The sequence below is a fragment of the Actinomadura sp. SCN-SB genome, from assembly GCF_043906805.1.
Classification (GTDB): domain Bacteria; phylum Actinomycetota; class Actinomycetes; order Streptosporangiales; family Streptosporangiaceae; genus Spirillospora.
In genome coordinates this window covers 62,706-77,705 of sequence record NZ_JBIMPP010000002.1, presented here as the reverse complement: position 1 = coordinate 77,705, position 15,000 = coordinate 62,706, and the positions used below count along the sequence as shown (strand labels likewise).

The window sequence follows — 15,000 nt, the reverse complement described above, 5'->3', positions numbered from 1 at the left end:
CCAGTCGCCTACGATCCAGGCGTGCGAACCCTGGTGCTGTGGGACATCGACCACACGCTGATCAACGCGGGCGGCGTCGGCCGGGAGGCGTACGCGGCGGTGTTCCAGCAGGTCATCGGGCGTCCCCTGGAGAGGCACGCGGAGATGGCGGGCCGCACCGACCGGGCGATCACCGCGGAGACGCTGCTCCTGCACGACATCGAGCCCACCGGCGACCTCATCACGACGTTCACCGCCCTGCTCGCCGAGTCGTTCGCGACGCGCCGCCACGAACTGGCCGTCCGGGGCCGCGTCCTCGCCGGCGCGCACGCCGCCCTGCGTGCCCTCGCCGACCGCCCGGACGTGGTGCAGTCCGTCCTCACCGGCAACATGGAGCCGATCGCGCGCTACAAGCTGCTGGCCTTCGGGCTGGACGGCTTCGTGGACTTCCAGGTCGGCGCCTACGGGATGGACGGCGTGGAACGTCACCCGCTGGTCCGGCTGGCCCGCCAGCGCGCCGAACGCAAGTACGGCCAGGTCTTCGACGAGTCCACGACCGTCCTGATCGGCGACACCCCGCACGACGTCCGAGCGGGCCACGAGGGCGGCGCGAGGGTCGTGGCCGTCGCCACCGGCTCCACCCCGGCCTCCGCCCTCCGCGCCTGCGGCGCGGAACGGGTCATCCCCGACCTGACCGACACCGAGACCGTCCTGGAAGCCATCCTGACCCCCTAGCCCCACGCCCCGGTGCGGCCGGACCGCCGATCGATCACCGCCCAGGCGGCATGCCCCGCGGCCGACCTCATCCGCATAGGCGCCCGCCAGCAGCAACCCCCGCCCATGCTCGGCGAGCTCCTCCCCCGAAGTCTCCTCCGGCGCTGCCGCACCGCCACTCGAACGCCTCGGCCAGCGCGGAATCATCGGAAAGCGGCAAGGCGTGGAGGCCAGCCCTCCTGCCCACCGGGATCGGGGTGCGGGACGGCCCCGCGGGGAGCGGGCCCCGTCACTGGGATGACGGGTTGTGGAGGCGGGTGGCGGGGAGCTGGGTCAGGCGGGTCGTCGTGGTCGCCGGATCGGAGATCAGGGCGGCGGGTTCGGCCTTCAGGAGGTCGGCCAGGGGGAGGACGGCGCAGAGCAGGGAGCTCGGGGTCCGGGTGATGACGAGGGGGCCCAGTTGGGCTCCGCCCTGGTCGATCTGCTTGAGGGCGCCGATGAGGTCCTGGACGGGGTCCAGGCGGGCGTCGTCGGCGGGGGGCGTGGAGAGGTCGCGAAGCAGGTCGAGGAAGTCGCTTTCCAGTTCGCGGGGGCTTCGGCCGGTGAAGTAGTAGCGGGTCTGCCAGGCCGAGTCGCTGTCGGGCATGCGGTAGGCGGCGGGGGCGGTCAGTTCGACGCGCAAGCCGTACTGGGCGGCGAGGCGTTCGTAGGCGTGGGTGAGGTCAGGGCTCGGGCTGGCGGCGGAGCCCAGGGCGCCCGCGATCGTGTCGGCCGGGTCGGCGCCGAGGGACGTGGCCACGGACGCCTCAAGGCGGGCGACGAGGTGGTCGCGGAGGCGGGTCACCTCGGCGTCGAGACGGTCGATGGCCTCGTTCTGCTGGTTGAGGCGGGCGTTGACCTCGGGCAGCATCCGGTCGTTGATCTGGTCGATCAGGGAGCGGATCCGGGCGTCGGCCTCGATCACCGATTCGGCCTGTTTGGCCTGGGTGGACGCCAGGCGGGCGATCTGATCGTCATGGGTGGCGTGGTGGTGTTCCAGCTCGCCGCGGACGCCCTCCAGGAGGCTCAGCCGCCTGCGCAGATCGGGGAGGTCCGGGACGGCGGGGCGCCTGCGGTCGAACGCGAGGTAGAGCTCGCGACCGGCGATCGCCAGGCAGAGCAGGACCAGAATCCATGTCATGGGCACGACCCTCCGGATGAGTCCTGGCAGGCAGGATATTCACCCTGGTGGGGACGGGGCAGCCCAAAGCCCGGTTTGCGTGGGCCTGACGGGGTCAGCGGTTGAGGTAGGCCAGGACGGCGAGGACGCGGCGGTTGTCGTCGTCGGAGACGGCCAGGCCGAGCTTGTCGAAGATGTTGGCGGTGTGCTTGCTGATGGCCCGTTCGGTGACGACGAGCTGCTGGGCGATCGCGGCGTTGGAACGTCCCTGCGCCATCAGTTCGAGCACTTCGAGCTCGCGGGGGGTGAGGCGGGCCAGCGGTTCCTCGCGGGTGGTGCGGGCCACCAGCCGGGAGATGACCTCGGGATCCATCGCGGTGCCCCCGGCGGCGACCCGGCGGACGGAGTCGATGAACTGGGCGGCGTCGAACACCCGGTCCTTGAGCAGGTAGCCGATGCCGCCGGTGCCGTCGGCGAGGAGCTCGCGGGCGTAGAGCTGCTCGACGTACTGCGACAGCACCAGCACCGGCAGGCCCGGAACCTGGCGGCGCGCCTCCAGCACGGCCTGGAGTCCCTCATCGGTGAAGGACGGCGGCAGCCGCACGTCGACCACCGCCACGTCGGGACGGTGGTCGAGCAGCGCCTTGATCAGCGACGGGCCGTTGTCGACGGCGGCGGCGATCTCGAAGCCGTGCGCCTCCAGCATGCTGACCAGGCCCTCCCGCAGGAGGGCCAGGTCCTCGGCCAGGACGACGCGCATCAGCGGCGGCTCACGGGTGGGACGTGGTACGCAGGTCGCAAGGAACCTCCAACGTGACGATGGTGGGGCCGCCGGGCGGGGAGCTCAGGGCCAGGACACCGTCGAAGGTACCGATCCGGCGTTCGACGCCGCGCAGCCCCGTACCGGCCTCCAGAGAGGCGCCGCCCTGCCCGTCGTCGGTGACGGTGGCGCGGAGCGTGCCGTCGTTGTGCGTGAGCTCCACCCACACGCGCCGGGCGCCGGAGTGCTTGGCGGCGTTGGTCAGCATCTCGCAGATCGCGAAGTAGACGGCGGACTCGACCGGCGCCTCGGGACGTCCCGGAAGCTCGACGGTCACCTCCACCGGGAGCGGGTGGTCGAGGGCGAGCGCCTTGACGGCGTCCCCGACACCGCGGTCGGCCAGCACGGGCGGGTGGATGCCGCGGACCAGGTCGCGCAACTCGGCGAGGGCCTTGGCGGACGACGCGCGGGTCTCGGCGAGCAGCAGCCGGGCCTTCTCCGGGTCCTTGTCGAGCAGGTGCTCGATCGCGCCGAGGCTCATGCCCATCGCGACGAGCCGGGCCTGGGCGCCGTCGTGCAGGTCCCGCTCGATGCGGCGCAGTTCGGCGGCGGAGACGTCCACGGCGTCGTGCCGGGTCTCGGTCAGGTGCTGGACGCGCAGCGCCAGCTTCGCCTTCTCGGTGGGGCCGAGCAGCCAGCGGGCCCACCGGGCGTGGTAGTCGAGCATCGCGGGCCCGATCAGGAAGCCGACCGCGATGAAGAGGGTGCCGAGGACGGCGGTGCCGACGACCCGCTCGGGCTGCTGCGTGTAGTCCTGGCTGATCGGGATCATCACGTACCAGTCCTGGGCGCCGATGTCGCCGAGCACCGACCCGGCCCACAGCGACAGCATCCACCCCCACACCCCGTACACGATGAGGAGGAACGGCAGCGCGCAGGTGAAGACGGCCACGATCGGCTCGCACATCAGGAAGGAGTAGTCCCGCCAGGTGGCCGGGTCGGAGACGGCCCGCATGAAGCACCGCTGCGCGCGGGTCATGGTGGCGAAGCTCCCCTTCGTGTGCGGCAGGTAGGGACGTTCGATGGGGCGGCCGGTCCACGCGCCGATCCGGTCGCGGTAGACGTTGGTCATCCGGCGCTGGAGCTTCGCGGCGGAGGGGATCATCGGGATGCCCACCCCGATGCTGATCAACGACACGGCGGTGTTCATCCAGGTGACCACGATCATCGTGGGGAACGAGAGCAGCCACAGCCGGAAGCCGTGCCAGGGGGCCCGTGCCCGCGTGTCCAGCCAGGTCCGCCGGTCTTCCCGCGTCATCTCGCCTACCACCGGTTCCTCCGCACGTCGCCTGGGATCACAGCGTCCAGTCTTCGGCCGATCCCCGGCATGCGCAGTGTGCCTTCATCCCCAATGGGGGGTGTAGCCAGCTACACCTTCCGGCCACGCCCCCTGGCTCCACCATCGCATGCGAGAACGGTCAAAGGGAGACGAAGGTCATACCGCGTTTCTTCAGTTCCGGGATGACGGACCGCAGCGCCTTCAGCGTCTGGGACCGGTCGCCGCCGCCGTCGTGGACGAGCAGGATGTTCCCGGCCTCGCATTTGAGCAGCGCCTTGCGGATACGGCCGACCCCTGGGCGGGACCAGTCGCGGGGGTCCACCGCCCAGTCCAGCGGCAGCATGCCGTGCTCGGCGACGACGTCGAGCACCCGGGGCGTCCAGTTGCCGCCCGGGGCGCGGAAGAACGTGGGGACCACCCCGGAGACCTGCGCGATCCGGTCGTGCGCCTCGCCGATCTCCGTCTCCAGCCGCTTCCCGGACATCCCCCGGAAGGAGATCGGGTGGTTCATGGTGTGGTTGCAGATCTGGTGCCCGGCGTCCACGATCCGCCGGGTGATCTTGGGATACCGCTTGACCTGCGAGCCGATGGCGAAGAACGTGGCGCGCACGTCGTGCTCGTCCAGCAGGTCCAGGATCCGCGGGGTCCACCTGGGGTCGGGGCCGTCGTCGAGGGTGAGCGCGACCGACGCTCCGGGCGGCGGCGGGACGAGCTGCCGGAGGTCGCTGATGGGCTTCTTCGGCGTCGTCGCGGCGAGCCGCGCGGACGTCCAGGACGCGGGCCGGGGCGTGGGCCGCCGGGGCGGCGGTGTCGCGTGGGTAGCCGGGCGCACGACGAATTGCCCCTGGTCGGCCATTCCGGCGCGGGTCGGCGACGCCGCGTCGGCCGCCAGAAGCGCCGCGCCGCCCATGCCCATCAACCAGAGGGCCCTGCGGCGGGTGATCAGTTCCGAACGGTCCAGCCGCAGGTCAGAGGGGTCCAGGCGGAGATCAAAGGGGTTCAGCCGCACATCAGAACGGTATCGGTGCGAGCGGGGTGATGGTGACAGAAGTGATCATAATCGACCCGACGCCGGCGGACGTCGGCGTGCCGCTGGGCGGTGCCGACCCGTGGCGATCATCGAGAGTGGTAGCCCGCCCGGAGTGGTAGGGAGATCATGTGGGCATCGACAGAGACGCGGTGGACGCGCTGGGCGACGAGGTTCTCGACTGGCGTTACAAGGCGATACCCGCGTCCGCCCATGGAAGCACCGTCCGGGACTATGTGCGCGCACACCGGCCCTTGGACGAGTTCGGCACCCCCCTGCTGACGTTCGACGAGAGCGCGCTCGACCACAACGTGCGCCTGATGGCCGACTGGACGCGCAAGGCCGGGGTGGAACTCGCCCCGCACGGCAAGACGACGATGGCCCCGCAGCTATGGCGGCGGCAGCTCGACGCGGGCGCGTGGGGCATCACCGTTGCGAACCTGCCTCAGGTGCGGGTGGCGCGGGCGTTCAAGGTGTGCCGCGTCCTGCTGGCCAACTCGCTGCTGGACGAGGCGGGCCTGGCATGGCTGGCGGGCGAACTCGAAAACGAGCCGGAGTTCGACTTCCTGTGCTGGGTGGATTCGGTCCGTTCCGTGGAGTTGATGGACGGGGCGCTGCGTACTGCGCGCGCGCAGCGGCAGGTCGATGTGTGCGTGGAACTCGGCGGCCCTCATGGACGAACCGGCGTCCGGGATGAGAACGACGCCGTCACCGTGGCGGAGGCCGTCCGCAAGGCCGCGACGCTACGGCTGGTGGGCACCGCCGGTTACGAGGGCGCGCTCGCGCATGACTCGTCCAGCGAAGGGCTGGCCGCGGTCGACACCTACCTGCGGCGGCTGGCCGACCTGTACGGGCGGCTCTCGTACGAGACGGACGAGCCGGTGGTGACGGCGGGCGGCAGCTCGTACTTCGACCAGGTCGTGGACGCGCTGGGCGGGCTGGACGCGACGGTGGTGCTGCGGTCGGGCGCGTACATCATCCATGACGACGGCTTCTACCGGCAGATATCCCCGTTCGCCCGCACCCTCCCAGGCCCGGACCGGTTCAGGTCGGCGATGCACGGGTGGGCGCGCGTGGTGTCCCGTCCCGAACCGGGACTGGCGTTGCTGGACGCGGGCAAGCGCGACCTCCCGTTCGACGAGGACATGCCCATGCCGCAGTTCGTCCGCGGCAGGGGCGCGGAACCGGTGGCGGGGGCGCGCGTCACCGCCCTCAACGACCAGCACACCTACCTGCGCGGCTCCCAGGTCGAGGTCGGGGAGGTCGTGCGGCTCGGCTTGTCGCATCCGTGCACCGCCTGCGACAAGTGGAACCTGATCCCGGTGGTGGACGACGCGGACGCGGCCCATCCCGTGATCGTCGATCTGATCAGGACCTGGTTCTGACCGGTCAGCGCCCGTCAGGCGTCGGGCAAGGTGATCCGCACGGTCGTGCCCGCGTCCGGCCCGCCGGTGATCTCGACGCTGCCGCGCAGCGCGCCGACCCGGTCGCCTTCGAGCGCTCCGGCATCAGGCGGCGCCACCGCGAGCCCTTCGTGGACCGCGGCGACGGGGTGCTCGCGCTCATCCACCCGGTGGACGAGGTCCCGAAGACGCTGCTGCTGCACCCGTTCGTCCAGATCTGGACGAGGGGCGCGTAGGTCCGTGCGAGGACGCCCTCGTAGCCGTGGCGGACGATGGACTGGTAGATGTCCTCCGACACCACCAGCGCCAGCGGGGAGGTCGTGTGGCGCAGGGCCTCCTTGGTCTCGGGGGCGTCCAGGAGCCGGAACGTGGCGGGCCGCTGCCACCAAGGCTGGATCCACACACACGCCCGTCTTCAAGGCGGGGCGGCCCCAGGGCCGCCCCGCCTTGTCTCGGGGTCAGGACTTGGTGAGGGTCAGGCCGCTCGCCGGGACGACCGTGAGGGCGTCGGCGGCTTCGTCCAGGTCGACCACGACCTCGTCGCCGTCCTGGATGTGGCCCGACAGCAGCTCCTTGGCGAGCTGGTCGCCGATCGCGGTCTGCACGAGGCGGCGCAGCGGGCGCGCGCCGTACAGCGGGTCGTAGCCGGTCAGGGCCAGCCACTCGCGGGCCGCGTCGGTGACCGTGAGGGTCAGCCGGCGGTCGGCCAGGCGCTTGGCGAGGCGGTCGACCTGGAGGTCCACGATGCGGGTCAGCTCCTGCGTGGACAGGGCGTCGAAGAGGATGACGTCGTCCAGCCGGTTCAGGAACTCCGGCTTGAACGCGGCGCGCACCGCGCTCAGGACGGCGTCCCGCTTGGCGCCGTTCTCCAGCGTCGGGTCCACCAGGAACTGCGATCCGAGGTTGGAGGTGAGGATCAGGATCGTGTTCCGGAAGTCGACCGTGCGGCCCTGCCCGTCGGTGAGCCGCCCGTCGTCCAGCACCTGGAGCAGGATGTCGAAGACCTCCGGGTGGGCCTTCTCCACCTCGTCCAGCAGGACCGCCGAGTACGGGCGGCGCCGGACGGCCTCGGTGAGCTGGCCGCCCTCCTCGTACCCGACATAGCCGGGCGGCGCGCCGACCAGGCGGGCCACCGAGTGCTTCTCGGAGTACTCGCTCATGTCGATGCGGGTGATCGCCCGCTCGTCGTCGAAGAGGAACTCGGCGAGGGCCTTGGCCAGCTCGGTCTTGCCCACGCCCGTCGGGCCGAGGAACAGGAACGAGCCGGTCGGGCGGTCCGGGTCGGCGACCCCGGCGCGGGCACGGCGGACCGCGTCGGAGACGGCGCGGACGGCGTCCTCCTGGCCGATCAGCCGCTTGCCGATCTCGTCCTCCATGCGCAGCAGCTTGGCCGTCTCGCCCTCCAGGAGCCGCCCGGCGGGGATGCCCGTCCAGGACGCGACCACGTCCGCCACGTCGTCCGGCCCGACCTCCTCCTTGACCATGGCGTCGCGCCGTCCGTCGTCGGCCTGCTCGGCGGCCTCGTTCAGCTGCTTCTCCAGCGCCGGGATCTCGCCGTAGGTGAGCCGGGCGGAGGTCTCCAGGTCGCCGTCGCGCTGGGCGCGCTCGGCCTCGCCGCGGAGCTGGTCGATGCGCTCCTTGAGCTCACCGACCCGGTTCAGCCCGGCCTTCTCCTGCTCCCACCGGCCGACCAGCGCGTTCAGCTGCTCCTGGCGGTCGGCGAGGTCGCGGCGCAGCCGCTCCAGGCGCTGCCTGGACGCCTCGTCGGTCTCCTTCGCCAGCGCCAGCTCCTCCATCCTGAGCCGGTCCACCGCGCGCTGCAGCTCGTCGATCTCGACGGGACGCGAGTCGATCTCCATCCGCAGCCGGGACGCCGACTCGTCCACCAGGTCGATCGCCTTGTCCGGCAGGAACCTGGCGGTGATGTACCGGTCGGACAGGGTCGCGGCGGCGACCAGCGCCGAGTCGTTGATCTGCACCTTGTGGTGCGCCTCGTACCGGCCCTTGAGCCCGCGCAGGATCGCGATGGTGTCCTCGACCGTCGGCTCGCCCACGAACACCTGCTGGAACCGGCGCTCCAGGGCCGCGTCCTTCTCGATCCGCTCACGGTACTCGTCCAGCGTCGTCGCGCCGATCATGCGGAGCTCGCCGCGGGCCAGCATCGGCTTGAGCATGTTGCCCGCGTCCATCGCGCCCTCGGCCGCGCCCGCGCCGACCACGGTGTGCAGCTCGTCGATGAACGTGACGATCTGCCCGTCGCTCTGCTTGATCTCGTTCAGGACGGCCTTGAGCCGCTCCTCGAACTCGCCGCGGTACTTGGCGCCCGCGACCATCGCGCCCAGGTCCAGCGCGACCAGCCGCTTGCCGCGCAGCGACTCGGGGACGTCGCCCGCCACGATCCGCTGCGCCAGGCCCTCCACCACGGCGGTCTTGCCGACGCCGGGCTCGCCGATCAGCACCGGGTTGTTCTTGGTACGCCGCGACAGCACCTGCACCACGCGCCGGATCTCGGTGTCACGGCCGATCACCGGGTCGAGCCGGCCGTCGCGCGCCGCGGAGGTCAGGTCGATGCCGTACTTCTCCAGCGCCTGGTAGGTGTCCTCGGGGTTCTCGCTGGTCACGCGGGCGTGGCCGCGGACCCGCTCGAACGCCTCCAGCAGCGCCTGCGGGGTCGCGCCGAACTCCTTGAGCAGTCCCGCGACGGGACCGCCGTCCGCGGCCAGGCCGACCAGCAGGTGCTCGGTCGAGACGTACTCGTCCTCCAACTGCTTGGCGCGGTTGGCCGCGGTGTTGAGCGCCACGATCAGCTGCCGCGACATCTGCGGGGACGACAGGGTCGAACCGGCCGCCTTCGGCATCGCCGACAGCTGCTCCTCGGCCCGGCGGCGCAGCGCCTGCCAGTCCGCGCCGACCGCCTCCAGCAGCGGGACGGCCGTGCCCTCGGGCAGGCCGATCAGCGCGACCAGGAGGTGCTGCGGCTCGACCTGCGGGTGACCCTCGGCGGCCGTCCTGCGGACCGCGACCGACACCGCCTCCTGACTCTTCTGCGTCAGCTTGTAGTCCATATTCTCTTTTCCCCCGTCAGTCCTTGCCGCGCCGCTCCTGCCACACCACGACGCTGGTGTGGCGGATCGGCACCAGATCGCCGCCCGGAGCGCCGGACGCGGCCTCCGGGGCCTCGCCCCCCCGCCGGCGCTGCTGCGCCAGCCGCGCCGCCACGGCCCGGGTGGACTCCAGCTCGTTGGCCAGGTCCTCCAGCGCGGCGTGCGCCTTGGTCAGCTGCTCGCGCAGCATGACGTTCTCGCGCTGGAGCTCCAGGATGTGCTTGATGCCGGACAGGTTGATGCCCTCTTCCTGGGAGAGCCGCTGGATCTCGCGGAGCATCACGATGTCCCGCATCGAGTAACGGCGGCCACGGCCGGCGGCGCGGCCGGGCGACACCAGTCCCATCCGGTCGTAGGTGCGCAGCGTCTGCGGGTGCAGCCCCGACAGCTGCGCCGCCACCGAGATCACGTAGACCGGGGTGTCGTCGCCGAACGGATCAGCGTTCATGACTCCCTCACTCCTCCCGTGCCTTGGCCAGCAGCTCGCTGCGCAGGTCGTCCCCCGCCCCGCTCGCGCGCAGCCGCTCCAGGGCCTCGCGGGTCTGGTCGTCGACCTTCTGCGGCACCTGCACGTCCACCGTCACCAGCAGGTCGCCCTTGGTGCCGTCGCGGCGGGTCGCGCCGCGGCCGCGGACGCGGAACGTGCGGCCGTTCGGCGTGCCCTCCGGCAGCCGCAGGGTCACCGGCTGTCCCTGGAACGTCGGCACCTTGATCTCGGCGCCGAGCGCCGCCTCCGGGAACGTCACCGGGACGGTCAGCGTCAGGTTGTCGCGGTCGCGGCCGAACACCGGGTGCGGCTTCACCTTGATGTCCACGTACAGGTCGCCGGCCGGGCCGCCGTTCTCGCCCGGGGCGCCCTTGCCCTTGAGCCGGATCTTCTGGCCGTCGGCGACGCCCGCGGGGATCCGGGCCTGGATGGTACGGGTGCCGGTCGCGCGGCCACTGCCGTTGCAGGTCGGGCAGGGGTCGTCCACGACGAGCCCGCGGCCGCGGCACTCCCGGCACGGCTCCTGGAAGCCGAAGCTGCCCAGGTTGCGGGTCTCGTGCCCGGTGCCCTCGCAGTTCGGGCAGACCCGCGGCACGGTGCCCGTCTTGGCCCCGGTGCCGCGGCAGCTCGGGCACGCGGCCTCGCTGGTCAGCTTGAGCGGCACCGTCACGCCGTTCATGGCCCGGCCGAACGACAGCGTCACCTCGGTCTCCACGTCCGCGCCCCGGCGGCCCCTGCGGGCACCGGTCGTGCGGGTACCGGCTCCGCCGCGGCCGAACAGGCCGCCGAACAGGTCGCCGATCCGGTCGCCCGCGCCGCCCGCGCCTCCGGTCCCGGACTGCCCGAAGAGGTCCCCCAGGTCGAACCCGAAGCCGCCCTGCTGGCCGCCGCGGAACCCCCGCGGCATCGCGCGGACCGCGTCGTACTCCTTGCGGCGCTTCTCGTCCGACAGGACGTCGTAGGCTTCGGACACCTCCTTGAAACGGTCCTCGGCGTCGCTGTCGCCCTTGTTGGCGTCCGGGTGGTACTTGCGGGCCAGCTTGCGGTACGACTTCTTGATCTCGTCCTGTGAGGCGTTCTTCGAGACACCGAGGACCTTGTAGTAGTCCTTTTCCAGGTAGTCCTTGGTGCTCACGGCGCCCCGCTCTCTGCTCGTGCCACTGCTTTATGGTGAAACGTCCAGGTCGTGCCTGACGTCAGCTCATCTGTACCTCGGGCGGCCCCGCTCCGGAAGGGAGCGGGGCCACCGCGAGGGTCCGCCCTCACCGGCGGTCGCCGGACGGGCGCCGGGTCGTGCGGGGCTCCGCCGGTCAGGCGTCGCCCTTCGGCCCATCGGTGTTCTGCTCACCGTCGGACGCGGCCTCCGCACCGGGCGCGGCCTCGGCCGCGGGCCCGGCGGCCTCCGCGCCGGCGGCGGATTCGGCGTTCGGGTCGGGCTCGGCCACCGCGACCCTGGCGGGCCGCAGGATGCGCTCGCCGATCCGGTAGCCGGGCTGGAGCACGTCGGTGACGCTGGTCTCGGTCACCTCGGCCGAGTAGCCGTGCATCAGCGCCTCGTGCACGACCGGGTCGAAGGGCTCGCCCTTCTCACCGAACCGGGTGAGCCCGAGCTTGCCGGTCGTCGCCTCCAGCGACTCGGCCACCGACTTGAAGCCGCCGACCAGTTCGCCGTGGTCGCGTGCCCTGCCGATGTCGTCCAGTACGGGCAGCAGTTCGTTCAGTACGTTGGCCAGGGCCTGCTCGCGCACCGCGACCCGGTCCCGCTCGACCCGCTTGCGGTAGTTGTCGTACTCCGCCTTGAGCCGCTGCAGGTCCAGGGTGCGCTCGGCGAGCTGCGTCTGGAGCGCGGCCACCTCCTCGCCGGCCTCCTTCGCCGGTTCGCCGCCGGAGGCGGTCCCGCCGGACGGGCCGGGCGACGGCGGCGTGGCCGCCGTCTCCCTGACCTTGCCCGTCTCGGGATCGATGCGCCGCTTGTCGCGGATCACCGGTCCCTCACGCTCCTCGCCCTCGCCCTTGGTGGGAGGGGTCGTCACGCGGCACCGTCCTTCTTGTCCTTGTCGTCGTCCACGATCTCGGCGTCGACGACCTCGTCGTCCTGCCGGTCGTCGCCGCCCTGGGCGTCGGCCGTCGGGCCGGCGTCACCGGCCTGCGCACCGGCGTCGGCGTTCTGCGCGTACATCGCGGCGCCCATCTTCTGGCTGACCTGGGCCAGCCGCTCGGCGCTGGTACGGATCGCGTCGACGTCGGTGCCCTCCAGGTTCTTCTTGACCTCGGCCACCGCCTCCTCGACCTCGCTCTTGAGCTCCGCGGGGACCTTGTCCTCGTTCTCCCGCAGGAACTTCTCGGTCGAGTACGCCAGCGTGTCGGCCTGGTTGCGAACCTCGGCCTCCTCCTTGCGCCGCCGGTCCTCCTCGGCGTACTGCTCGGCGTCCCGCACCATCCGCTCGATGTCCTCCTTCGGCAGCGCCGAGCCGCCGGTGATGACCATCGACTGTTCGCGTCCGGTGCCCTGGTCCTTCGCCGAGACGTTGACGATGCCGTTGGCGTCGATGTCGAAGGTGACCTCGATCTGCGGCACGCCGCGCGGCGCCGGGGGAAGCCCGGTGAGCTGGAAGGTCCCCAGCTTCTTGTTGTAGGCGGCGATCTCCCGCTCGCCCTGGAAGACCTGGATCTCCACCGACGGCTGGTTGTCGTCGGCCGTGGTGAAGGTCTCCGAGCGCTTGGTGGGGATGGTGGTGTTCCGCTCGATGATCTTGGTGAAGATGCCGCCCTTGGTCTCGATCCCCAGCGACAGCGGCGTCACGTCCAGCAGCAGGACGTCCTTGACCTCGCCCTTGAGCACACCGGCCTGCAGGCTGGCGCCGATCGCCACCACTTCATCAGGGTTGACGCCCTTGTTCGGCTCCTTGCCCCCGGTCAGCTCCTTGACCAGATCCGACACCGCCGGCATCCGCGTGGACCCACCCACCAGCACCACCTGGGAGATGTCGCCCACACCGATCCCCGCATCCCGCAGCACCTGCTGGAACGGGCCACGCGTGCGCTCCAGCAGATCAGCGGTCATCCGCTGGAACTCCGCCCGCGTCAGCTTCTCGTCCAGATGCAGCGGACCCTCCGCCGACGCGGTGATGTACGGCAGATTGATCTGCGTCTCCGACGACGACGACAGCTCGATCTTGGCCTTCTCCGCCGCCTCACGCAGCCGCTGCAAGGCCATCTTGTCCTTGCTCAGATCCACCCCGTTGGCGTTACGGAACCGCTCCACCAGCCAGTCCACGACCTTGGAATCCCAGTCGTCACCGCCCAGGTGGTTGTCCCCCGAGGTGGCCTTGACCTCCACCACCCCGTCACCGACCTCCAGCAGGCTGACATCGAAGGTCCCCCCGCCCAGGTCGAACACCAAGATCGTGGCCTCGTTCTCCTTCTCCAGGTGATAGGCCAGCGCCGCACTGGTCGGCTCATTGATGATCCGCAGCACGTTCAGCCCGGCGATCTGCCCGGCCTCCTTGGTCGCCTGCCGCTGATGATCGGAGAAATACGCCGGCACCGTGATCACCGCATCGGTCACCGGCTCACCCAGATACGCCTCGGCATCCCGCTTGAGCTTCTGCAGCACGAACGCGCTGATCTGCTGCGGCGTGAACGGCTTGCCATCGATCGTGGTCTTCCAGTCGGTCCCCATCTCCCGCTTCACCGACCGGATCGTGCGATCCACATTGGTCACCGCCTGCCGCTTGGCGACCTCACCGACCAGCACCTCACCGTTCTTGGCGAACGCCACCACCGACGGCGTGGTCCGCGACCCCTCCGCATTAGCGATCACCGTGGGCTCCCCGCCCTCCAGGATCGCGACGACCGAGTTGGTCGTCCCCAGGTCGATACCGACCGCACGTGCCATGTTCCTCGTCCTCCGTCGGGTCCGTCTTGCGGTATGTGGCTCCGGCCGGCGCCTCCGCCCGGACGAACGTCCAGGCCGGGAGGGCGGCCGGTCGAGTCTGCTGTGGGCCAGGGTGCCGCCCCCTGATCCCGGATGTCAAATCACTTGAGTCAGTTCGGCTCAAGTTTGCTGACGACTTCAGTAACAGGACGATTGAGTCGGGTATTCCGGTTCCCGATCCCGCGAACCCGTTCGCCTACAGCGATCGGACCGCGGCGTCCCTCGCGTACCGGGCGGGGGTCACGCCGACGAGCCGCTTGAAGTGCCGGGTCAGGTGGGCCTGGTCGTAGAACCCCGCCTCCACGGCGACCTCGCCCGCGGGCAGTCCCGTCTTGAGCAGCGCCTTGGCACGCCTCACCCGGGCTTGGGTCAGGTACGCGTGGGGCGTCATCCCTACGGCCTTGCCGAAGACACGGCACAGGTGGAACGGGCTCAGGCCCGTGAGCCCGGACAAGGTCTGGAGGGTGACGTTCTCCCTCGCGTGTGCCCGCAGATACTCCCTACACAGGCGGACGGCGTCATGTTCCCGGCCAGCCGCCCTCGGTTCCCTGGGCGGCTCCCCGTGCCGACCGGCCAGCAGGACGAGGGTCTCGGCCAGATACGTCTCCCGTTCGAGCGCCTCCGTCAGGGGCGTTTCCGCCAGCCGGTGGAAATGGCGGAGGCGTGCCGTGACGTCCCGGTCCCGGACGAGGTCGCGGCCGAACCTGGGCGGCTTCCCGCCACTGTCCGCGCCGAGGTCCGCGGCGATCCCGCTCATGAGGGCGGGATCGGCGTAGAGGGCGCGGTAGGTCCAGCCGGCGCCCGCCGGTGGGCCGCCCGCGTGCGGCTCCTCCGGGTTGAGCATGATCACGTCCCCTGGGCCGACCATGTGCGTGCCGCCCCGGTAGACGGCCGCGGCCCGGCCCCGCTCGGTGAGGGCGATGAAGAACTCCTCGTGCGCGTGCGGGCTGAAGGAGAACTCGGTGAGGCTGGCCCTGAACAGCTCCACGCCACCGAGGTCCGGCGCGCGCCAGATCCGGGCGCCGTGCCGGTCAGAGGACGAGGTCCACCCGGTCACCACACCAGCACTTAACCACAGCGCTTCATCACAG

At 71.1% G+C, this 15,000-nt stretch carries 13 protein-coding genes; 2 read left to right on the top strand and 11 right to left on the bottom strand.

The features are described from left to right. The first annotated feature begins 21 nt into the window (after nt 1-21). Nucleotides 22-714 carry a haloacid dehalogenase-like hydrolase gene (locus tag ACGWYJ_RS01615; protein WP_395103661.1) on the top strand — a complete coding sequence of 231 codons (693 nt, stop codon included), beginning with the start codon at nt 22-24 and terminating at the stop codon, nt 712-714. 268 nt (nt 715-982) lie between these two features. Here the strand turns inward: ACGWYJ_RS01615 and ACGWYJ_RS01610 are convergent, their stop codons facing one another. The 4 genes from ACGWYJ_RS01610 to ACGWYJ_RS01595 all read right to left on the bottom strand — a co-directional run bounded on the left by ACGWYJ_RS01610 (nt 983) and on the right by ACGWYJ_RS01595 (nt 4,960). Further along, entirely contained in the window at nt 983-1,873 is an 891-nt protein-coding gene (locus tag ACGWYJ_RS01610) for a hypothetical protein (protein ID WP_395103660.1), read from the bottom strand. 94 nt (nt 1,874-1,967) lie between these two features. Further along, nucleotides 1,968-2,612 (bottom strand): LuxR C-terminal-related transcriptional regulator, encoded by a 645-nt coding sequence (locus ACGWYJ_RS01605; protein ID WP_395103659.1) that lies wholly within the window; start codon nt 2,610-2,612, stop codon nt 1,968-1,970. Between the two features lie 10 nt (nt 2,613-2,622). Next, entirely contained in the window at nt 2,623-3,930 is a 1,308-nt protein-coding gene (locus tag ACGWYJ_RS01600) for a sensor histidine kinase (RefSeq protein WP_395103658.1), read from the bottom strand. Nucleotides 3,931-4,090: 160 nt separating this feature from the next. Then, complete coding sequence (locus ACGWYJ_RS01595) at nt 4,091-4,960, bottom strand: polysaccharide deacetylase family protein (RefSeq protein WP_395103657.1); 870 nt, start codon at nt 4,958-4,960, stop codon at nt 4,091-4,093. A 149-nt stretch (nt 4,961-5,109) separates the two neighbouring features. Between ACGWYJ_RS01595 and ACGWYJ_RS01590 the strand changes: the two genes are divergently transcribed. Continuing rightward, a complete protein-coding gene (locus tag ACGWYJ_RS01590; RefSeq protein WP_395103656.1) occupies nt 5,110-6,363 on the top strand; it encodes an amino acid deaminase in 1,254 nt (417 codons plus the stop codon). Between the two features lie 14 nt (nt 6,364-6,377). Here the strand turns inward: ACGWYJ_RS01590 and ACGWYJ_RS01585 are convergent, their stop codons facing one another. The 7 genes from ACGWYJ_RS01585 to ACGWYJ_RS01555 all read right to left on the bottom strand — a co-directional run bounded on the left by ACGWYJ_RS01585 (nt 6,378) and on the right by ACGWYJ_RS01555 (nt 14,969). Beyond that, nucleotides 6,378-6,500, bottom strand: a complete 123-nt coding sequence (locus ACGWYJ_RS01585) for a hypothetical protein (protein ID WP_395103655.1) — start codon at nt 6,498-6,500, stop codon at nt 6,378-6,380. Nucleotides 6,501-6,839: 339 nt separating this feature from the next. After that, a complete protein-coding gene (gene clpB, locus ACGWYJ_RS01580; RefSeq protein WP_395103654.1) occupies nt 6,840-9,446 on the bottom strand; it encodes an ATP-dependent chaperone ClpB in 2,607 nt (868 codons plus the stop codon). Nucleotides 9,447-9,462: 16 nt separating this feature from the next. Next, a complete protein-coding gene (locus ACGWYJ_RS01575) occupies nt 9,463-9,933 on the bottom strand; it encodes a heat shock protein transcriptional repressor HspR (RefSeq protein ID WP_395103653.1) in 471 nt (156 codons plus the stop codon). 7 nt (nt 9,934-9,940) lie between these two features. After that, on the bottom strand, nt 9,941-11,107 hold the full coding sequence (dnaJ, locus tag ACGWYJ_RS01570; protein WP_395103652.1) for a molecular chaperone DnaJ: 1,167 nt from the start codon (nt 11,105-11,107) through the stop codon (nt 9,941-9,943). Nucleotides 11,108-11,282: 175 nt separating this feature from the next. Further along, nucleotides 11,283-12,005 carry a nucleotide exchange factor GrpE gene (grpE, locus tag ACGWYJ_RS01565; protein WP_395103651.1) on the bottom strand — a complete coding sequence of 241 codons (723 nt, stop codon included), beginning with the start codon at nt 12,003-12,005 and terminating at the stop codon, nt 11,283-11,285. Continuing rightward, nucleotides 12,002-13,870, bottom strand: a complete 1,869-nt coding sequence (gene dnaK / locus ACGWYJ_RS01560; protein WP_395103650.1) for a molecular chaperone DnaK — start codon at nt 13,868-13,870, stop codon at nt 12,002-12,004. Before dnaK ends, grpE begins: the two co-directional genes overlap by 4 nt. Nucleotides 13,871-14,105: 235 nt before the next feature. Then, nucleotides 14,106-14,969, bottom strand: coding sequence for an AraC family transcriptional regulator (locus tag ACGWYJ_RS01555; RefSeq protein WP_395103649.1), 864 nt, complete (start codon nt 14,967-14,969; stop codon nt 14,106-14,108). Nucleotides 14,970-15,000 lie beyond the last annotated feature (31 nt).